The following is a 21,268-nucleotide window of genomic DNA, read 5'->3' as shown; positions in this document are numbered from 1 at the left end:
CCCCCTCTCTCCTTACCTAATTCCCAATTCACAACGCTCCTGTTACCGTTTCATCCAACACGCTTCCTGTTAAATAAGAAGTAAAATTAATTCCTTGCACTACAGGAATACCGTTCTTACCTTTAGGATAATCAATCACATTCAAGCAACAGTTACTCTGACGAAAACTCCAAAATTGTTCTGCTGATAATCCTAAAATATGACAAAGTAAAATTTGATTGGTACCTCCATGAGCAACAATTAATATAGTGTTTAATTTATCTGTTAATGCTGCTTCAATAATTGATTCGTAAACTTCAACTGTACGCTGCCAAAAATCTGTAAAATTTTCTCCCGCAGGCATTTGGAATTGTTCTGGTGTGTCTCGCCAGCGCTGCAATTCTCCGGGAAATTCTTGCTCGATTTCTGTCTCTAATTTTCCTTCCCAAGCCCCGTGAATTATTTCTTTAAATCCATCATTTAATTCTAATTCTAATTCTAATTCTAAATTAATGCCTTGATGCTGCTGCAAAATAATTGCTGCGGTTTCTTTTGCCCGCAACAAGGAACTACTATATACTTTATCTATAGATACATCTTTGAGAAAATCTGCTACTTTCTCAGACTGTAGTTTACCATTTTCGTTAAGTGAAATATCAACTTGCCCTTGATATCTACTTTGCTGATTCCAGTCAGTTTCTCCGTGACGGACTAATAATAATCTAATTCCTTGATGATTGGGACGCAATGAAGGTAAAGTTGCTCCCATATGTTGAATTTGATTGAATGATTCTATCTGAACTTTATCTTCTAGTAACCCAGCAAAATTCACTACATTGATGCAACAATTCGATTGCAGAATATGCTGCATATAACCAGGAGTGATTTTAATTGCAGTTTGAATTAAACAGCGATTTATACAGCTATGAGCTACTACAAGAATAGTTTGATTTTGATGTTTGGGTAAAATCTCTTGCCAAAATTCTTTTGCTTGTTCGTATAGTGCCAAAATCGGAAAATATTCAACGGTTTTTTCACCATTTTGAACCAGCATCCGCAATTTATCGGGGTTTTCTTTCCAAACTTTATGATCTTCGGGAAACTTTTCTTGTACTTCTGTAGCCAGCATTCCTTCCCACAAAGGTAGGTGAATTTCTTTTATCTTTAAATTCTCTTCTAGAGCGGGAATATTACCTAAATTAGCTTTGATTTCACCGTGGATAATTTCTGCGGTTTGTTTTGCTCTCTTGAGGGGACTGCAATAAATCGCATCAAATGAAATATTACTGAGTGCTTTACCCACTTTTACCGCATCACTACAACCTTTTTCTGTTAATACCGATTTATCTAAATGTCCCTGAATCCGTCTAACGGTATTATAAGTGCTTTCACCGTGGCGTACTATTATTACTCGCGTCAATTTTTCCCCTCCTTTCTCTCAAGAGATAATTTTACTTGAAAGTGTGTCGGAATTGGAAATTAGAAAAAGTTAGGAGTTAGGAGTTATAAAACGTAATTGTTTATAGCAAACAGAAACGAAATCAAATTCAATTAAATTAAAACCCGTTTTCACGGGTTTAATTGTTGTTATTCAAGTAACAAAATTTACCTGGGAAAAATAGTTATAAAAGTATGTTTGAGAAAAATGCTTTCTACAATATTTTCATCTTCATTTCACATTTTTCCGTTTCTCGGTATTAGTCAAATCAAACTGCACCTGCAATCCATCATTACCGTTAAGGGTTTGTTGCCCAGGTTCTAAATAAACGGGTGTATTGTTAATTTGAACTGGCTCTCTAGTTTTCCTGTAATCCGTGTTGGTAAATGTATTTTGCTCTACATTATTAACCGGGATTGGGCTGGAAGGTTGAGCATTAAAAAAGATGGAGAAATCTTGGTTAGCTGTTCTTTCGTTGATTCCAGTTAACGAGTCACCGGATAAAGTGTAACCTTTTCCATTAGACTGGGCGCTGACAGGATTGGCAATACTTGCGACAGTTGCTGCTATTCCCAAAACAGCTAATAAATTAATTCTTAACATTCTTATCCACACTCCATTATATGTCTGCAATAATTTACTTATAAAATATTCAGTCGCCATTATTATATGCGACTCTATTCTGAAAAACCTTAGTCAATATACGTATTTTATCAGGTTCTTATTTGCTTGCCGATCTCAAATTCTTGATTTATTCGCAATTGTTAACATTATTTTATATTTATTAAATTATTACTCAAATAAAATGAGTAAAAGGTCAAAAAATGGTTAACATCTTCTGACCTTTTGCTATTTACTCGTATTTAAAAATTTTGGTTATAGCCATACTTGGTATGCTGAGAGCTTTACGTGAAACGCTAAAATAGCTGCTACACAAGAATTATCGGCTTTATTGCTCGCATTATTTACTAACACTATCTTCTTGCTCTGTTCCCTATTCTGGGACTATTTAATATCTTTAATAAATATTACAAATAAATATAACAAGGGAGCTATAGCCAAAATTTTATTTATTATTGCATTGCAAGTCTAGAAGCGATGGTTTCACGTAGTTCTTGGGGAAGTAGTACCCGATTAACTGCGTGAATTACTCCATTGCTAGCTGCAATATTTGCATTGGTTACACTTGCATTATTCACAATTACTTTTCCGGGAGCTACGCGCACTGCAACTCCACCGTAAAGCATATCTACAGTACCCGTTTGTAATTGGTTAGATGTTACTTTACCTGATGTTACGTGATAAGAAAGAACTTGACGTAACAAGTCTTTATTTTCTGGTTGGAGTAGGAATGCTACTGCTCCTTCTGGTAAAGATTGTTCAAACGCTTCATCGGTAGGAGCAAAAACTGTATAAGAACCATTGGCAAGTGTATCTGCTAAACCCGCTGCTTGAACGGCTTTCACAAGTGTATCGAAGGAATCACTAGCTACTGCAACTTCAACAAGATTTTTGTTGCTAGCTGACATTTGCATATTTTGCATATTGCCCATATTACCGTAACTCTCGGCTCTAGCTGGGGCTGTGGCAAAAGCGCTCATGCCTACAACACCAGTAACTAGAGCAAGTTTTGTAAACAGTTGAGTTAATTTGTTAATATTCATAATTTGGAATGATTACTAATGATTGCGATTCGTTACGAAATGTAACTTACCTCTTATGTTAGTAAAGATTTTTAGAGCTTGTATCCCCTTAGAGGAATAATACTTTCGATAGAATAGGTGCTTGAAAAATATTTAACGAAATAAAAATAGGTCTTAATCTGATTGCTAAACTTCAATGTCAAATTCAATTGTAAAAGTGGTTTGTCCCGATTGACTATTTAGTTGAATCGTCGCATTTAAGAGTGTTGCTAGCTTCTTTACTAAAGCTAATCCAATCCCAGTCCCTCCGTGCTTCCAGGGGTCGTGAGAGGGAATTCGATAAAATTTTTCAAAAATCGATTCTTGTTCTTCTAAAGGTATTTCTATTCCCGAATTAATAACATTGAGATAAAGTTTGTTATCTTTCTCTTCAGCAGTTATACTAATTGTTTCGTCCGCTGGAGTGTATTTACAGGCATTAGTAATTAGTTCGTTAATTACCCTTTCTAAAAGAGCAACATCTGACTGTAATGGAGATATTTCTTCAGGAATATTAATAATTAAGTGCTGGTTTTGTCTTTCAGCTTGCTCCTTAAAAGGTTCTACTATTTGAGGAATAAACCTGTGTAAATCGATCAATTCAGGAACTAAAGTGGCGTTATCAGCATCAAGATAACAAAGTGTCAGTAAATCATTCACTGATTTATTTTGTTGCTGACAAGAACCTTTAAAAATCTGGAATACGCGCTGGAATTGCTCGCTTTTAAGACCTCTTATTCCTTGAGTTTCTATTAATTTCTCTAAAGTTTGCGAAGCTAGTAATATACTAGTCATTGGAGTACGCAGTTCGTGAGAAATGCTTTTCAGAAAATCATCTTTGAGAGTATTTAATTTTTCCAGTTCCTTAACTTGAGCTTGAGACTTCTGATAAAGTCGCGCTTGACGAATCGCGATCGCGCATTGAGTGGCTACTTGTTCGACTAAATTAATTTCTAATTCATCGAATACTTTTTCGTTAACTTTAAGTAACCAGAGATTACCTAATATACCTTTATCGTCAAATATCGGACAAACCAGTCGATTTACTGGCTTTTTACTAGTATTCAGTTGAGGAATTATTTCTACAAACTGAAGAGATTGTTTTTGTAAAAGCTGTTCGTAAAGTTCGGGGTAATCTGCTACTTGTTTGGTTATTTCCCGGTAAATGGGCTGTGTTGCTGTATATTCATAAACAATAGTTGCTAATGTTTGAGAATTATCGTAAAGTTCAATTTTGCAGCGTTCGATATCTAGAATTTCTCCCAATTCTTGGGTTACTTTCTGTAATATCTGAGCTTCATCTAAACTATCTCGAACTTTCTCAGTAACTCGTCTTATTAACGCTTCAAACTGAACAGCTTTTTCTAATTTAGCAGTACGACTTTTAACCTTCCGTTCTAAATATATATTAAGACTCTGCACTTGCTGATAAAGTTCGGCTTGTTGAACTGCGATTCCAACATGATTCGCTAACAGTTTGAGCAATTCAATTTCCGATGATTCCCATTTACGAGAACATTTACAATGTTGAACAATTAAAAGTCCCCATAACTTTTCCTCTGCAATAATAGGCACTACTAAATTCGCTTTTACATCAAAATTATTTAGAAAATTTGCGTAGCATAAAGTCAATTCCGCATCTTCAATATCTTCTATTACTTGAACTTGCCCTTGTCTGTATTGTTCTATGTGTTGCTCGGTAATACAAGAATCATCAATTTTGGAACCAATTACGGCTGCATAAGGAGCAAGAGCCGATTCAGCAATCATAAGTCCACTCCAATCTGCTTCAAACCGATAAACTAACACCCTATCGGTTTGCAGAAATAATCTAACTTCTTCTACAGTTTGGTGAATTATAGAATCTAAATCCAACGATTGCCGAATTCGCAGGGCAATTGCTCCCAACAATCGTTCCCGCTCGACAAGAGAAGCAAATTTCTTTTTGTGGGCTTCTGAGATAGGTTTAAACAAAAAACACTCAATCCACAATCTATTATTACAATTTGTTTGAAAAATTAATATTTTCTTCACTATCTTAACATTTATCGTAACAATTTATTATTTTTTATTGCTAATTCTGAACAATTTAGACCGAAGCCAATCATTAACAAATGCTTAACTAAGGATTTGTGCTTAAACTATCATGTTAAGTTTTATGAACGCAAACAAAAAAGGCACTCTTGTCAAAAAAAATGTTCGTAACAGAGGTGATGGAAAAAGAGGAAATTTTGAGGCTATATATATCGGGAAAAAGAGATTTTAGAAAAATTGATTTGTCTCAAATAACTCTTTGTCAAGTAAACTTATCTTCAACCGATTTTTCTCAAGCGATTTTAACTAAAGCTAATCTTAAAGGTATTAATTTAAGTCAAGCATTATTGGCTGAAACCGATTTAACGAAGGCTTTTTTAGAGCAGGCTATTTTATGGAGAGCTTCGATGCAGTTAGCGAATTTGAGTCAAGCTGTTTTAACAAAAGCCGATTTGAGAGAAGTAAATCTCAGCGAAGCTTTGCTATATCAAGCTTCATTAAGGAAAGCTCAGTTGCAAAAAGCGAATTTGAGTCAGGCTATCTTACGAAGGGCATTTTTGCGAGAAGCCAATTTGAGTCAAGCGATTTTACAGCAAGCTAATTTACAGCAAGCCAATTTAATCAATGCGGATTTGACGCAAGCAGACTTAAGCGGAGTGAATTTAGAAGGAGCTTCTTTGGTAGAAGCTAATTTAAAAGGAGCTAATTTAAAAGGAGCAAATTTGAATCGGGCTGTTTTGACAGGTGCTGTGATGCCTGATGGGAGCGTTTATTGAAGGGAGTAGTGGGGGAGGAATCCGGCGGTTGAAACCGCTTCTACACAAACAAAACCCACCTCCGTGGGTTAATAAATAGTCCACGGAGGTGGACTTTGCTTGTGTAGCCGTGAATTCTATTCGCCAGGTATTTATATTTTTCCTAATTACCCATGCCCAAGTTTCAATCCAAAACTTCCAAAACAGATTTCGGTAACAACTTATCTTTAAACCAAACTATTTTCGCGGGGACATTATCTAGTTTTACTCCGGCTTTATCTAAGTTTAAACGCTCGGAAATTGCTAAAATTAAATCGTTGCGTTCGGCTGTTCTTACCTGATAAAATTTCTTTTGTAAATATTCTGGTCGCCAGTATCCAACTATTTCTAATAAATAGGTTCTACCGTCGGGATGAACTAAGCGAAAATCGGGAATCATTACGCTACCGGGAATCGGAATTAAATCAACTTCGCGCTCTAATACCCATTCGGTTTTTGCGGAATTCCATTTATTCACAAAAGATGCTTCTAACATACTATCGTATTCTTTTGCTGGTGGATAGTGAGACACCAAACTGCATTCAGAATTAAGCGTAAAACGTCCGGTTTTCCAGTTACCAGAATAAAAATCTTTGACTTGTAAAGTTGCTGCTAAACTCCATCTCGTGACGTGAAGTAAAGCCGGGATTAACTTGGCGATCGCCAGTCCATATCGGGTACTAGGATTAAACAAACTGGTAGGGCCATCAACAGTAATTGTAAACCCGTGGTCGGCATCTCCTTCGATATACGACATCAATTGAAACAATTTAAGATAACGAAATAAAATCTTATATTCACCGGGAGTATTGCGGTGAGCATTTATGATCAATTGACTGGCTTTATAGAAAATACCTTGAACCTGCGAAAGATTATATCTATGTAATAAAGCTTCCGGTGTCGGAGCATCAAAAGCCGTTAAAATTTTATTTTCTGTTAAGTCAGCATACAAACCCTTGCTAACTTGTTCCGATAAAACTTCCCTATCAAGTTCGTGACTTAATTCATCAGCAACTTTTCTCAAAGTAAACTTAGCAGTATCGCGGCTAGCAACAGATTTTGCAGCACTTGCGAACACCCTTTCACGTAACATCGGAGGTTCCAAAGGACTGACAATTTCAAAAGTAGAAAAACTGCTTTTTAAAATATAAGCCAAACCCCGTTTTATCTTATAATCGGTATTATCACCTTCCATTTCAGCCAGCCGACGTTCAAGTTCACCGTATCGTTGACCAACGGCTTTTTTATAGCAATCAATTAATTCAACTGCTAACTTTAAATGGAATTTATCAATACTCAAACGCTTCGGAATAATTTGTTCGCCATTTTGACGAAACATTAGTAAATCTGTTGGCAACATTTTCAGTTAACAGTTATCAGTTATCAGTGAGCAGTTATCAGTGAGGAATTGGTAATTGGTTTCTACTCCCCATCTCCCCATCTCCCCATCACCTTGTCTCAAATTTCAAAGTCTGTCTCTTCAATAATTTCTAATGCATAAAAAAGTGCTGCATCTGCATCGGTAAGGGTAGTGCTACCATTTTTAGTCAGATGCTTATTGATAACTCTCCAAGCATTTGGATGACTTTTTCTAAACTTTTGTAATTGATCGAAAACTGAGCGTAAATCCTGATGTAATTCTTGTTTTTTGTTCATAATGTTTTTTTTAGATAAAGTTGGTAATTGGGAATTGTGAATTGGGCATTGGTAATTGGTAATAGTTATGAGTTAAGAATTAATTTCCCCTTGTCTCCCCCTCTCCCCATCTAATCTTCATCCTCTTCCCAAATATTCATCTGCTTATTCCGAGTCTTATATTTACCATCAGATTTCTCTGCTGCTTTATAACTTTTTCCTCCACCTCCATACATCACCCTTACATTCCCGGTACCATCTCTGCGCTCATTGCGACTCTGCGTATCAACTCCTCTGCGCCTTTCTGATGTTCTCTCTTCACTAGTATCTTCCGCAATAACTTCGTATAAAATAGCGTGTTTGTTCTTCCTATTACCTTTTCTCAAAACTCTTCCCAATCTTTGAATATATTCCCGCGCCGAACCCGTACCTGATAATATAATGGCGATGCTGGCTGCTGGTACGTCTACACCTTCGTTCAATACATGAGAGGCTACCAGAGATTTATATTCACCTTCTTTAAATTTAGTCAGTATCGCGTGTCTTTCCTTTACGGGGGTTTGATGGGTAATTGCGGGAATCAAAAACTCGTTGGAAATTCGATAAACTGTGGCGTTGTCGGCGGTAAAAATTAATACTCTCTCTGGATAATGTTTTGCTAATAAATCCGCTAAAATTCTGATTTTTCCATCGGTACCCAAAGCGATTTCTTTGGCTTCGCGATGAGCTAACATGGCACGTCTTCCAGATTGAGATTTAGCGCTCATCTGCACAAATCTCTGCCAACCTTGAATGCTTCCCAAGGAGATTTTAGAATCTTTTAAAAAATCATTGCGGGTTTGCATCAATTCGCTGTATTTTTCCCGCTCTATCTTAGATAATTTAACTTTGATTTGAACGATTTCATGCTCGGCTAAAGCTTTCCCAGCTAAATCTTCGGCTCTTTTACGATAAACTTCCCTACCAATAAGATAGTTTAAATCGGCGTGTTTGCCGTCAGTGCGCTCTGGTGTTGCACTAAGCCCCAAACGATAAGGTGCGATCGCAAATTCGGCAATAACTTTATTAAAATCGGTTGGTAAATGATGACACTCGTCAAAAATTATCAGCGCATATTGATTTCCTAACGTTTCTGCATGAATCGCAGCACTATCATAAGTTGAAACTAGTATAGGTGTTCTATCTTTGGAGCCGCCACCGAGTAAACCGATTTGCACGTCGGGAAAAGCGGCTTCTAAATGAGCGTACCATTGATGCATTAAATCTAAAGTTGGTACCACAATCAACGTCGTGCGTGGGGTAGATTCCATCGCCAACTGAGCTAAATAAGTTTTTCCGGCTGCGGTAGGAAGCACCACAACACCTTGTCTTTTCGCTAACTTCCAAGCCTTTAAAGCTTCACTTTGATGGGGATAAGGTTCCATCACCAAACCCGGTATCATTTCTACAGGATAAAATTCCTTAGCCTCATCAACAAAATCCGTTTTTTCAGCTTGCAAAGCTTCCACCAAACGACGGTATTCAATCGCTTTGATGCGGAATTTTTCTACGCGATCGTCCCACGTGGCAAAATCCATCCATGCCTTACCCCGTGGAGGTGGATGTAAAATTAAGGTACCGCGATTAAATGTTAGCTTTGGTATGCGAGCCATTTAGAGTTTACCCAACTCTTATATACTTTTACTAATACCTCATAACGGTGCATAATTAGTCACCAAAACCAAAATTAAACTCCAAAAATTGGCGATTATTTCAGAGATATTACAGATATATAGAATAAAGAATGTTTTTTATCTAACTAATAATAAATCTTAAATACTTAATCCACTGTAGGTTGGGTTAGACACGTTTAAGAAATTTCATTTGTAACCAATTATGTTAATCGTGTCGTAACCCAACATCCGATCATAAGCTGCGATTGATTCTGACATCGATTAATAATCTATTAAAGTGCGCCGTCAAGCTAACCTCGAAACTATATTCAATTGCAATAATTTCAACTATTGAGAAACCCAGTGTTGAAAAAAAACCGGATTTATAAATTTTCACAAATTATTTAGCTATTATTGACGTGCTAGCATAATTAGTAACGCATAAATCAGGTAATAATTTGATGAGTTACGATATTGTATCTAATACACTCTACATAACTTAACACTTTATAGTTAAACCCATACTAGTACTCTACCTAAGTAAACCTTGGAGAGTGAATAAAATTAATTGCTAAAAATATTTTTCCTACTTCCTACTCGCTATTCCCTACTCCCCATTACAATTAGAATTAATAAACAAATTCATTATAATTATTACTAAAGTGTCTGAATTGTCATTACGGGATAAATACCTGGCTTTAATCGATGAAATTGTCCAAGCTACTCTTAAGGGCAAAATAAGCTCGCAGGGACAAGTGTATCAAATGCTGCTCAAGGGTGTTACCGTGGGAACGGGAGAAGTATTTGAGTTAGTTTTGAGCGAACATTTAGATTCAACAACTTTTCAAGTTGATGCTCAAACTGATGAATTTAAAAAAGCAAAAGCTACCCGTAGTTTGAGAGCATTAAAGACAATTCAGACGCAATGGAAACAAGTAGAAGAACAAAATAAAGCTACAGAATCAATTTTATCTGCTGCCAGAGAGATTACAACAGCACCAGAAAACGAACGTCTGGCGATATTTTTGCGCGTTACCGATCCAAATCGCAAGCATCCTTTAAATCAAAAACAACTCCAGCAGCTAGCAAAATCGTTACAAAAAAATGCCGAGACTTTTAAGTTAGATTATTTGGAAGAATTTGCTCAAGGAATAACTCGCGGAATTAGTTCTTGGGGGAAATTGCAACAGCATTTGATCAGCTGGATGTACGAACAAAATCGCGCATCAATTGGATTTGGTGGAGTAGCGGTCGAAAATGGTCCCTGGGCAACCTGGGGAAAACAAGTTGATGGGGAGTTTAGCAAAGGGTTATTTAGTACTTTAGCCAAACAAGAATCTCCTGTAGAATTTGCTCAAGGTAATCGCAGTATTAGTCTTAGCGATTGGGTTGAATTGACGTTAAGTTTGCAATTTTTGCAGCGAGGTTTAGTTAACTGGTTCGATCAACAAGCTTACAATGTTAAAGCCGGTTCTAACTTATCAATTTCAACTTTTTTAACCTTTTCTGTGATTTGGAGTCAATTAGGAAACGGTTTTGGTGCGGATACTTCCTATGGCAGTGCAGCTTGGCAGATAGTGTTACAAATACTGCGTAACTTTTCTCAAAGACCGTATTTTCCCTTATATGGTGGCATCTTCGCTTCTTTTTCAGGTAATTATTTAAAAGATGCACTTTCCTATTTGGATGAACCTTTGCAAAGAGTTGAAGGAACTCAAGAAAAAGCCAGAATTTTGACAATTTTGGGTTATTCTCAAAGAGCGTTAGGACAATATCAAAGTTCGGTTAAATTTCATCAGCAAGCTTTAGAAATAGCTCGTAATGCAGAAGATAAAGCTTGTGAGATTGCTAACTTAAATCATCTTAGCCGTACTTATGTTGACCAAAAAAATTACACCGAAGCCATAAATAATTCCCAACGAGCATTAATATTAAGCAGACAAGCAGGAGATAAAATTTCTGAAGCCAATGCTTTAGCGAATTTAGGTTATAGCGAAGTCATGCAGGCTCAAGAATCGGAAGCAGAAGCAGATTATGAAATGGCGATAAATTATCTGCAACAAGGTTTGAGTTTATCGGAGAAATTGGGCGATTTGCAAAGTAAAGGTTTATGTTTGAGTAGTTTGGGTGTTGCTTATATAGTTACCCAAGAAGCTTCAAAAGCGATCAAACATTTAGAAGAAGGATTTAAGACAGCGCAAACTTCAGGAGATTTGTATTTACAAGGTTTAAATTTAACTAATTTAGCCGAAGCGAATTATAGTTTAGCCAATTTTGAAAGAGCAATTTATACAGCTTCATTAGGAATGTATATACTCAATCAAATAGCATCGCGAGAATGGCATAAGCCAGCGAGATTGCTATCAATTTTACAAAATCAATTGGGAGAAGAAGGTTTTAAAGAATCATTAGTAAAAAATCGTTCTAAGATGATTTCTTTTATTGGCGTAGATGGTTTCGATCATATTCCCGAATTGATAGAAGAATATCGGAATAATTCTTAATTGGGGATTGGTAATGATTGTAAGGTGTGTTACGAAATAAATTTAATTTGTTCGAGGTTATCAATTTGAATAATCGTAACGCACCATTTAACTTAGTAAAAAAAACTCACAAATGCTAAATAATTTTCGCTCTTAAATTCAATTAGAGCAACTTAGAGCAATCATGCAAGGATTTTCTAAGAAATCTTGCCAGTAATCTTCTCCATATTCTTTTATGGCTTCTGGAGGAATTTCCATATTATGCCAGGAAAAATTCTTAAACCCGGCTTCTTTAATAGCCGATTCATAGATAGATTGATGGAGTTGAAAAACATTAATATTGAAAGGTGAATCAGTCAAAAATTCAATTTCACAATTATAACCCTCGCTAAAAGCTTCTTGTTTAACTACTTTAAGCCCGTATTTTGACAAGTCAGATTTGTTTATAAAAAAACCTGGATTAGCTGTTATGGTAATAAAACGTCCTTTATCTACAAGGTTGCGATGGATGTTACTTAGCATCTTGATTAAAATTTCTTTGTTTTGTGCGTAATTGAGCAGATAAACAGCGGTTGCTAAATCAAAATCGCCAAGATGTGGCATTGTTGCAACATCAAAAACTTGATATTCATTACCGACAGGATTATTATTTTCTTTAGAGCGGGCGACTTTTACCATTTCTTTTGAAATATCGATACCAATTACCTTTGCTGCTCCTTCTTGCTTAAGTAACCTACTATAAAAGCCACTACCACATGCCAAATCTAAAATATGTTTTCCTTGAATATTCCCAAGCAACTTAAAAAACGTATATTTTTCGATTATTGGTAATTTCCCTTGAGCTTTGAAATCCTCGTAATTAACACCAACGTTGTCATATTGCGTAGACATTCAATCTTTCCTCAATAGATTTTTTATACCAGCTCGGGATTAACATTGTCGCTTCTAGTTACATTAGAGGTAATGCTTTCCCGCCGACTTACTTATAACCCTTATAAATATAAATATCATCTTTGACCTAATATTGAAAATATACAATTTAAAATCTAAACACTGTCACCTTTTTCAAAAATAAAACAATCCAAAATCCAAAACAAACCAAACGCATCCGTTGTTAAAATCCAAATGACTAAGATAATTTTCGACACTGACCCCGGTGGTGATGATACATTTGCTTTATTATGGCTGCAAAGTTTAGCAAAACAAGGTAAGGCTGAATTAATCGCAGTTACTACCGCTGAAGGTAATGTCGATTCTCAACAAACTTTTATTAATGCTAGTAAAGTTTTGAGTGTGGGAGGCTTTGAAGAAGTAGAATTAGCACGAGGAGTAACGGTAAAAAAGTCTCAAGTTGCCGATGCTGCTTATATTCACGGAATGGATGGTATGGGTAATATTTCTGATAATTTACCCAAAGCTAAACATGATTTTGATAGTGCTGTTTATGCCGATGACTTAATTATAGATAAACTTAATGCTTATCCTGAAGAAATTACCATCATTGCAGTTGCACCTTTAACAAATTTAGCTGCTGCTGAAACTAAAAGCCCCGGTATTTTGAAAAAAGCTAAAGAAATTGTCATCATGGGAGGTGCTTTCAAAGTTCCAGGAAACATTACTCCTCATGCTGAATTTAATATTTTTTATAATCCGGAAGCCGCAGAAAAAGTATTTGCTAGCTGCGATAATATAGTTGTTTTACCATTAGATATTACCGAACAATTAATTTTTACCCCTGAAATGGCTGAAGATATTGTTCGTAATTCTGAAAGTAATTTAACTCAATTTATATCTGATTTATGCAACTTTATGACAGAAACTAATTTACGCTACCGCCAAACAAAAGGGAAAAAAGGTTTTTTGGTTCATGATGGTGCTGCCGTAGCTTATCTTTTTTATCCAGATACTTTACTCTTCCGTCGTGCAAAAGTAGAGGTTGAAACTCTAGGAAATTATACTCAAGGAAAAACTCTTTTTGATGAGAGATTTCAAGCTAAAAGTGATGCTAATGCTTGGGTTGCTTTGCAGGTTGATAAAGTCGGTTTATTAGCTAGTTTACTTGAGGATTTAAACTTTTTGTGTATGAAGTATCATTTTTAAACGCAAAGGAGCGCGAAGGTTTACGCAAAGGGGCACAGAGGTTTATAGAAAACTCTGCGCTCCTCCGCGCTTACCTTTGCGTGGCTCTGCGTTAAAATAAAATATTTACTTAACTGTATCTAATAAAACTTTACTTCTACGGATATCGTAAGTAAAAATATAAGTGTTTGACTTAAGTAAAAACTAAAATAATTAATCTGCCTTTAAGGGTAGGAAATAGCTGGCACTAAATATACTATAGGATGATGTAAAAATGCTTCGTTGCGGAATAAATTAAGAAAGTGAGAAAATTTAGTTTGGTTTAACTTGGTTATTCTATAATTCAGTCTTAAAAGTTATGTATATCTAATTATGAAAACTCTTGCATCGCATTATCAGAAAATCAAGGAAAAACTCAAGTCTAATCTAGATGCTACAAATACGGTTGAGGAAGTAGTTAAGATAGTTAGAGATGAAATTAACCAGCTTACCGATCTTAATGGCGAATATATCAAAGAATTAACTCCACCACAAGCACGTTTGGCTAGAAATATGTTGGAGGGGATGAAAGAAAATATTCAGATATTAGCTTCGGTTGAATTACAAGATTTAAAGGTAGATATTCCTGAAAAATCTTTTGATATTTCCGAAATGCAAGCAGAGTTGAATAAAAATATTTTATCACCTTTGAATAACGCTATTCAAACTCAAAAAAATATTCAAAATTGGACATCACCTAATTATTATAAACAGATATTATTACAACCTTTACAAAAAAGTCGCGTTATAGTTAGTAGTTTACTCGCAGCAGGTATAGCGGGAACTTTGGAAGGAGGAATCACTTGGGGTTTGGTGGGAGCAGGAATCGGTTTAATCTCCGGAGGTGTGTTTAGTCAGGTTGTTAAACAGAAGCAATTACCTGGTGCAGGTTCTAATTTGCCCGAAGTTGTTATTCAAAATCAACCTAAAATATCTATAGATACCAATAAATTACTCAATTATTTATACCAAAATTTTCAATCAATTGACCAAACAGTTTTAGGTTACGGTACAAAAGAAGAAAAATCATCGCAACCTAATTTAGAAAATAATTTGGACTTATTAGAATATCTCCAAGAATTAATGGCTGATGCGCTTGATGAAGAAACTCAACTACCAATTTCTGTACGCAGACGCATCGAACAAGCAATCACAATTTTAAGAAATTATGGAATTGAAGCTAAAGTTTATCAACCTTCTTTAGAAGCAAATAAAGCTTGGGATATGTTCTATTTTGAACCAAGTATCGATCCAAATATTACCGATTACGTCACGCTAAAACACGCTTTTGTTAAAGATGAAAAAGTGCTGTTACCGGGAAGCGTTATTGAACCTGCATCTAATTAATAGTATAAAGAATTAGGAGATAATATAAGCAAATGCAAGATTACCATAACACTAGAATAATTGGCTTTGATTTAGGGCACGGAGAAACAGCGCTAACTTGGGTACGTGCGGATAATCAAGAAACAAATCCTCAAAGTTTATTAATCAATAACCGTAAAAGCCAAATAACTGCGATAGCGCATCATCCCCAGCGGGGAATCATCATCGGTGAAATGGCTTGTCAGCTTGCAGATGCAACTCTTTTGGAAATCGCTTTTAAAACTAGAAAATTTCAGGATTTATCTTATCAGAAGACGATTGAAGAATTTGTCAACGCGATTTATCAACATTTAATTGACACAAATCAAATTCAAACTTCAGATACAAATTACTTTTTTATCGGTTGCCCATCGGGATGGTGGATAGAAGAAATTCAAAGCTACAAACAAATACTTTCTGAAACCGTACCGAATGCGACGGTGGTAAAAGAGTCACGGGCTGCTTTAATGCACGCCAAAGAAAGCGGTATTTTTACAATTCAAGAATTAGAAAAATCTGTATTAGTCATTGATATCGGTTCTTCCACAACTGATTATACCTTAGTTAAGGGGATGGCAGATACTCCCATTGATTTTGGTCATGATTTAGGTGCTTCTTTAATTGAGAAAGAAATTCTTAAGAAAACTCTAGAATTACACAGACAATATCGAGAGAAACGCCAAGATATTGTACATTTAGAAAAATACCTTAACGAAGAAGAAATTTGGACTTTAGAAGAAATCGATAAATTAGAAACAATTCTCAAACAAAGTCCTATATATCGAAATCGTTGCGAGCTTCGCTGTCGTAAAGCGAAAGAAGAATATTTTAATTATCAAGATAGCTATCAAGATGATTTTGTTAACGTTGGTAGCGAAGATATTCAGCGCAAGTTCAAATTTTCACCTTTAGTAAACGGGAAAATAATTAACGAAATTCTCAATCAACCTTTACAGCAATTAGATAATAAAAGCTGGCGCGATGATTTTGGAAGTCAGTTAAAAGTAGTCAAAGGCAAATTAGACGAACAAAATATTATACCAAGTGCAATTCTATTAACTGGTAGCGCTTCCAAAATGGGTTTTGTTTTGGAAATGTCTCAAGAAATATTTCCTAAATTACCTTGTAAACGCGATGGCGAACCCGAATTATGCATTGCCAGGGGATTGGCGCGTTGGGGAAGAGTGTATATTCGTACATCCGGTTTTATGGATGAAATTAGTAAATTTTTAGATAACGAATTGACGGGAATTGTTGGAAATCACGTTCCCGCATTTTTAGATAAATTATCAGAAGAATTAGCCAACGGTTTGGTAGAAGAAGTAGTTAAACCTTGCGTTCAATCTTGGCGAAATCGAGAAATTATCACGTTAAAAGCTTTAGAATTGGAAATTGAAAAACGAGCTAAAAGTTGGCTTACAGAAAGCGAAGGTAATGGTAAAGTCACTAAATGCTTATTAGCATGGTTGGGAAATGTGCAGGATGAAGTTAGAGAAAAAACTGACTCTATCTGTAGTAAATATGGTTTACCTTTGGGCACTTTTGGTAGCAAAACAATTGATTTGGGAGATCATACCGGCAAAGTTCCCACATCCATTTCATTTGACGATTTAAGCGGACTTTCCGTATTTGTCGGACACCTTGTTGCAATTATAGTTGGTGTTGTTATCGCCAGTTTATTCCACGTAATAATATTTGCCGGAATTATTGCTCCCATTATCGGAATAGTTGCTTACTTCGCCGGTGAGTCATTGGTTAAGGAAACAGATATTCCCGGTTGGGTGCGTAAATTTGTTTCTGATAGTAGAATCAACGATTTAGCGGTTAAGAAAAAACCAGAATTGCAACAGAAAATTTACGAAACATTAACAAAAGATCCAACAATTGCGATTAAATTAGGTAAATCGATTAGCGAATGGTTAAAAGAAACGGTGCAGGAGCAAGCCGATAGAGCGCGGTTGTTGATTGCTTGATTGGGAGGGAACAGGGAGCGGGGAACGGGGAACAAATCAAACGTCTATAATAGAGATAGTTAGCAATCCCTTTTTAGGTAGGGACAACATGAAAATCAATACTCTACAACTTGCTTCTTTCTTTTGTATCTATGGAACCTTTGCATCAGTAATTATTGGCGCTATGGGTACAGCTTTAGCCGAAAGTAATCCACCAATGCCTAATCAATCTCTATTAAATGGTTTGTATTCACCAACAGCATCTGAGAGATTCTTTGAAGAAGGAAAACGGAAGATAGAAAGAGAAACAAAAATTTTAGTTAATCCAGAACGTTATAAGCGTGAAGGTATTCTTAAGAACAATATAGTTAATAATAGAATCGAACAATTAGAGGAAGCAAATCCAATTATTAATTTTCCTAACGATGGTTTGCAGTAATAAGTAAGCCTGGTTTGTTTGCTTGCGATCGCTTTTAAAGTAGCTTAGTTAATTTCACATCTTGCACCATTCTCAACACAGCCTTGGAATCAATTCCCACGCTTATATACAAAGTCTGATAAATCAGACTGAGCATGGTATCGAGTGCGTTTTAACTGACATCTTGCACCATTGTCGTTAAACCCGAATTCCCGCCTTAAAATTGATTTCAAGGTTAATATAAAAATTACGCTAAAGCGCACTAAAAGCATTATTCAGTCGTCTTTAGACGACTTCGTATGTGAGCCTGGGAATTTATTCCAAGGCGTTTGTGAAAGCTAATTGAGAATGGTGCAAGATATCAGTTTTAACCTACTTAGTTTATTAGCCGCATCAATTGATTTTAAAACGGGTATTTAGGCTTAACGACAATGGGGCAAAATGTTAATACATTCAACTTTCAATAAATTTCAACGCCACCCCATTCATACAGTAACGCTTACCAGTAGGTTTGGGGCCATCGTTAAATACATGACCTAAATGTCCGCCGCAGCGATGACAATGAACTTCAGTACGGCTCATTAAAAACGAATTATCCGCCGATGTACCAATTGCCCCTGGAATGAAAGCATAAAAACTCGGCCAACCCGTACCGCTATTAAATTTAGTTTCAGATTTAAACAGCGGTAAGTCACAGCCAGCACATATATAAGTACCCTGAGCATATTGTTTATCGAGGGAACTGCTGCGAGCGCGTTCGGTTCCATGTTTACGCAATACATAAAACTGTTCGGGTGTCAAAATTTCGCGCCATTCTTCTTCAGTTTTAGTAATTTCAAACTCATTAGAAGCAGTTGCTATAACTTGTGACTTACCAATTAAATATTGCGATAACCATGCCGTACCTAATATTACTCCTCCAGCTTCTAAAAAATATCTTCTTTTCATAACTTTTTTTGAGAGTTAACCTTATTACCAGTGTAAGCACTATCGCTGAGTCTTTGCTTATTAAATGATTAAAATCAGATAAGAATTATGCAAAGCACCCCTTTTTTTGAAAGTTGGGTTGGGAGAGAAAATTAAATGTTTAGAAAACTACGTTTTTTGTTGCCGCTGCGTAAGTCTTAAAAAATTTGCATTATAAACCATAATCTTTAGCTTGTGACACCATATAAATAACTGATAATTCCAACCTCAACTTATGCTCAACCCTACCGTTACCATCCCCCAAGCCTTCAAAGTCACTCACGCACAATTCAAAAAACTAGCAGCTGCCAACCGCGATGTAAGATTAGAACGAACTGAAGAAGGGGAATTGAGAATAAAGCCTTTATTTGGAGGTGAAGCAGGAGCAAAAAATGCGAATATCACTGCACAACTATGGATTTGGAATCGTCAAACTAAGTTAGGAATAGCTTTTAATTCATCTACGGGATTTCATTTACCTAATGGTGCAATACTTTCCCCGGATGCATCTTGGATAAAATTAGAACGTTGGGAAGCACTGACAGCGGAAGAAAAAAAGGGTTTTGCTCCTATATGTCCCGATTTTGTTGTAGAATTGCGTTCTGCTTCCGACAATATGAAACCGTTGCGAGAAAAGATGCAGGAATATATTAAAAACGGGGCAAAATTGGGCTGGTTAATTGACCGCAAAAATCGCAAAGTAGAAGTATACAGACAAGGTTTTGATGTTGAAATATTAGATAATCCCGTTTCTTTATCGGGTGAAGATATATTAACGGGATTTGTTTTGGATTTAGCTGAAATTTGGTAATTTTTTGACGCAAAGTAACCCAGAGGAGCGCTGAGTTTCCTGTTACCGTATAGTTTTTATCTATTAAATTAAATAATATTTGATACATATAAAATATCACCCTTCCGGGTACTGCATCATGAAGTAAGTTTGTAACATACTGAATATATGCGCGACTAAAGCGTTATTTGAATAGTTGTTAAATATCACCAATTAAACTCGATAAAAGGTAATTATTATGTCTAGACTTCATGGATTTAGTTCTCGTACTGGTGAAAATCAACCTTTAGGTGAATTTGCACAAACTGGTAAATTCGGAAGAATGTTTCCTCAGTTGCGTCCTTTTACACCCTCGGCAGAAAGTTTGACTGAGTTGGGTGATGCAATGAATGATGCTGATTCTAATTCTACTGAGGGTGATAATCAAAATGTACCCGCAGGCTATACCTATTTAGGTCAGTTTATCGACCACGATATTACTTTTGATACTACCGCTTTACAGGAAATTTTAGTCGATCCATTAGCGGTGAGAAATTTTCGCACTCCACGATTAGATTTAGATAGCGTTTATGGTGGTGGCCCGAAAACTCAAAGATATCTATATCAAGTGAGTGACAACGATTTATTTTTGATTGGGAAAACAAATAGCGAACCGGGAGGTGGAGATAGTTCTATTCCTACAGAATTACCCAACGATCTTCCTCGTGCTTCCAGCAAACTCGCTATCATTGGAGATCCCCGCAACGATGAAAATTTGATTGTTGCTCAAACACACTTAGCTTTTCTCAAGTTTCATAATCAGGTAGTTAAGGGTATTAAAGATGGTAGTATCCAGCCGATAAATTCCACCGATAAGTCTGTTTTTGAACAGGCTAGAGAGTTAGTGATTTGGCACTATCAATGGATTGTATTAAACGACTTTTTAACTAGAATTATCGATTTAGCACAGTTAGAGGCGGCATTAAACAAAGGTAGACGCTTCTTTAGATTTAGAGAAGAACCATTTATTCCCGTAGAATTTTCAGTTGCTGCTTACCGTCTCGGTCACAGTATGGTGCGTGCTGATTACGACTTCAATCGGGTTTTCACTCCTCGTGATGGTGGAGTTACTTCTGCAACTTTACAACTACTGTTTCAATTCACTGCTGAATCAGGCGACTTAGTTCCTATCCCTAGCGACTGGATTATCGATTGGAGAAGGTTCTATGAAATAGATGCGAATGTGCCAGTTAACTTTAGTCGCAAACTAGATCCATTCTTAGTTGAACCTCTGAAGATGATACCCAATATTCCAGAACCTCGTTCCCTCGCCGTGAGAAACTTACTTAGAAGTCGCAGTCTGGGTTTACCATCTGGTCAAAGTGTAGCTAGGTTTATGAGATTTAAGCCTTTGACTAAAGCAGAAATATCTACCGGAGCAGATGGAATAGTCGCTGAAAAACACAATTTTCACATAGAATCTCCACTGTGGTACTACATCCTTAAAGAAGCCCAAATTCAACAACAGGGAAATCGTTTGGGAGAAGTAGGAAGTCGTATTTTAGCCGAAGTATTCGTCGGACTTCTCAAAGCTGATAGCAGTTCTTTCTTAACTTGTAATCCAGCTTGGCAGCCAACATTACCCGCTCAAATCCCTGGAACTTTTACCATGAGCGACTTATTAAACTTTGTTGGCGACATTAATCCAATTGGCGAACGCACTGCTAATATTTCTTCACCTGTAGCTATTGGTTAGGAAAACAAAGCAACTATTGATTGTGACAAATTCATTTGTAGAGACGTGAAATTTCACGTCTCTATATTTAATGGGATAACACAACATTTCGCTATCGAAAGTTAACCCCAATTACCGCAGAATTAAGTAATAATTCGGGACTTACGCACTCGCTACGATTATAAGGGCGTTTGAGATTGCTTCCTTACATCGCAATGACTATAGTTACGTTACCCGTGCGTAAGTCC

General features: G+C 36.3%; 17 protein-coding genes. 8 read left to right on the top strand and 9 right to left on the bottom strand.

Going from position 1 to position 21,268, the window contains the following annotated elements:
- Positions 1 to 28: 28 nt before the first annotated feature.
- The 4 genes from ACM03V_RS13270 to ACM03V_RS13255 all read right to left on the bottom strand — a co-directional run bounded on the left by ACM03V_RS13270 (position 29) and on the right by ACM03V_RS13255 (position 5,073).
- On the bottom strand, positions 29 to 1,399 hold the full coding sequence (locus tag ACM03V_RS13270) for a histidine phosphatase family protein (RefSeq protein ID WP_414621257.1): 1,371 nt from the start codon (positions 1,397 to 1,399) through the stop codon (positions 29 to 31).
- A gap of 249 nt (positions 1,400 to 1,648) precedes the next feature.
- Positions 1,649 to 2,020 carry a hypothetical protein gene (locus ACM03V_RS13265; RefSeq protein ID WP_414621256.1) on the bottom strand — a complete coding sequence of 124 codons (372 nt, stop codon included), beginning with the start codon at positions 2,018 to 2,020 and terminating at the stop codon, positions 1,649 to 1,651.
- Between the two features lie 470 nt (positions 2,021 to 2,490).
- On the bottom strand, positions 2,491 to 3,081 hold the full coding sequence (locus ACM03V_RS13260; RefSeq protein ID WP_414621255.1) for a fasciclin domain-containing protein: 591 nt from the start codon (positions 3,079 to 3,081) through the stop codon (positions 2,491 to 2,493).
- A 165-nt stretch (positions 3,082 to 3,246) separates the two neighbouring features.
- Positions 3,247 to 5,073, bottom strand: coding sequence for a GAF domain-containing protein (locus tag ACM03V_RS13255; protein ID WP_414621254.1), 1,827 nt, complete (start codon positions 5,071 to 5,073; stop codon positions 3,247 to 3,249).
- 221 nt (positions 5,074 to 5,294) lie between these two features.
- On the opposite strand from ACM03V_RS13255, the gene ACM03V_RS13250 reads away from it, so the two are divergent.
- Positions 5,295 to 5,909: a pentapeptide repeat-containing protein gene (locus ACM03V_RS13250; protein ID WP_414621253.1), complete on the top strand. Its 615-nt coding sequence runs from the start codon at positions 5,295 to 5,297 to the stop codon at positions 5,907 to 5,909.
- Positions 5,910 to 6,072: 163 nt separating this feature from the next.
- Here ACM03V_RS13250 and ACM03V_RS13245 read toward each other — a convergent pair whose 3' ends face one another.
- The 3 genes from ACM03V_RS13245 to ACM03V_RS13235 form a co-directional block, all read right to left on the bottom strand.
- Positions 6,073 to 7,287, bottom strand: a complete 1,215-nt coding sequence (locus ACM03V_RS13245; RefSeq protein ID WP_414621252.1) for a DUF790 family protein — start codon at positions 7,285 to 7,287, stop codon at positions 6,073 to 6,075.
- A gap of 98 nt (positions 7,288 to 7,385) precedes the next feature.
- Positions 7,386 to 7,583, bottom strand: coding sequence for a hypothetical protein (locus ACM03V_RS13240; RefSeq protein WP_414621251.1), 198 nt, complete (start codon positions 7,581 to 7,583; stop codon positions 7,386 to 7,388).
- A gap of 110 nt (positions 7,584 to 7,693) precedes the next feature.
- Complete coding sequence (locus tag ACM03V_RS13235; protein ID WP_414621250.1) at positions 7,694 to 9,214, bottom strand: DEAD/DEAH box helicase; 1,521 nt, start codon at positions 9,212 to 9,214, stop codon at positions 7,694 to 7,696.
- Between the two features lie 662 nt (positions 9,215 to 9,876).
- On the opposite strand from ACM03V_RS13235, the gene ACM03V_RS13230 reads away from it, so the two are divergent.
- Positions 9,877 to 11,718, top strand: coding sequence for a tetratricopeptide repeat protein (locus tag ACM03V_RS13230; protein WP_414621249.1), 1,842 nt, complete (start codon positions 9,877 to 9,879; stop codon positions 11,716 to 11,718).
- A gap of 138 nt (positions 11,719 to 11,856) precedes the next feature.
- Here ACM03V_RS13230 and ACM03V_RS13225 read toward each other — a convergent pair whose 3' ends face one another.
- Entirely contained in the window at positions 11,857 to 12,588 is a 732-nt protein-coding gene (locus tag ACM03V_RS13225) for a class I SAM-dependent methyltransferase (protein ID WP_414621248.1), read from the bottom strand.
- A gap of 234 nt (positions 12,589 to 12,822) precedes the next feature.
- On the opposite strand from ACM03V_RS13225, the gene ACM03V_RS13220 reads away from it, so the two are divergent.
- From ACM03V_RS13220 to ACM03V_RS13205, 4 genes are all read left to right on the top strand, one after another.
- Positions 12,823 to 13,797, top strand: a complete 975-nt coding sequence (locus tag ACM03V_RS13220; RefSeq protein ID WP_414621247.1) for a nucleoside hydrolase — start codon at positions 12,823 to 12,825, stop codon at positions 13,795 to 13,797.
- 351 nt (positions 13,798 to 14,148) lie between these two features.
- Complete coding sequence (locus ACM03V_RS13215) at positions 14,149 to 15,162, top strand: hypothetical protein (protein ID WP_414621246.1); 1,014 nt, start codon at positions 14,149 to 14,151, stop codon at positions 15,160 to 15,162.
- Between the two features lie 32 nt (positions 15,163 to 15,194).
- The gene (locus ACM03V_RS13210) at positions 15,195 to 17,153 is read left to right on the top strand and encodes a hypothetical protein (RefSeq protein ID WP_414621245.1); all 1,959 of its coding nucleotides are present in this window, start codon (positions 15,195 to 15,197) and stop codon (positions 17,151 to 17,153) included.
- An 88-nt stretch (positions 17,154 to 17,241) separates the two neighbouring features.
- Positions 17,242 to 17,571, top strand: coding sequence for a hypothetical protein (locus tag ACM03V_RS13205; protein WP_414621244.1), 330 nt, complete (start codon positions 17,242 to 17,244; stop codon positions 17,569 to 17,571).
- A gap of 432 nt (positions 17,572 to 18,003) precedes the next feature.
- Here ACM03V_RS13205 and msrB read toward each other — a convergent pair whose 3' ends face one another.
- Positions 18,004 to 18,498 carry a peptide-methionine (R)-S-oxide reductase MsrB gene (msrB, locus tag ACM03V_RS13200; protein WP_414621243.1) on the bottom strand — a complete coding sequence of 165 codons (495 nt, stop codon included), beginning with the start codon at positions 18,496 to 18,498 and terminating at the stop codon, positions 18,004 to 18,006.
- Positions 18,499 to 18,751: 253 nt separating this feature from the next.
- On the opposite strand from msrB, the gene ACM03V_RS13195 reads away from it, so the two are divergent.
- A complete protein-coding gene (locus tag ACM03V_RS13195) occupies positions 18,752 to 19,327 on the top strand; it encodes a Uma2 family endonuclease (RefSeq protein WP_414621242.1) in 576 nt (191 codons plus the stop codon).
- A 217-nt stretch (positions 19,328 to 19,544) separates the two neighbouring features.
- Entirely contained in the window at positions 19,545 to 21,041 is a 1,497-nt protein-coding gene (locus tag ACM03V_RS13190; protein WP_414621241.1) for a peroxidase family protein, read from the top strand.
- Positions 21,042 to 21,268: the final 227 nt, after the last annotated feature.

Origin of the sequence: Calothrix sp. CCY 0018 (assembly GCF_963920925.1) — a bacterium.
In the GTDB taxonomy this organism is placed as follows: Bacteria; Cyanobacteriota; Cyanobacteriia; order Cyanobacteriales; family Nostocaceae; genus Rivularia.
Note: the sequence above shows the minus strand (reverse complement) of the source record. Positions and strands in the feature narration are given on the sequence as shown.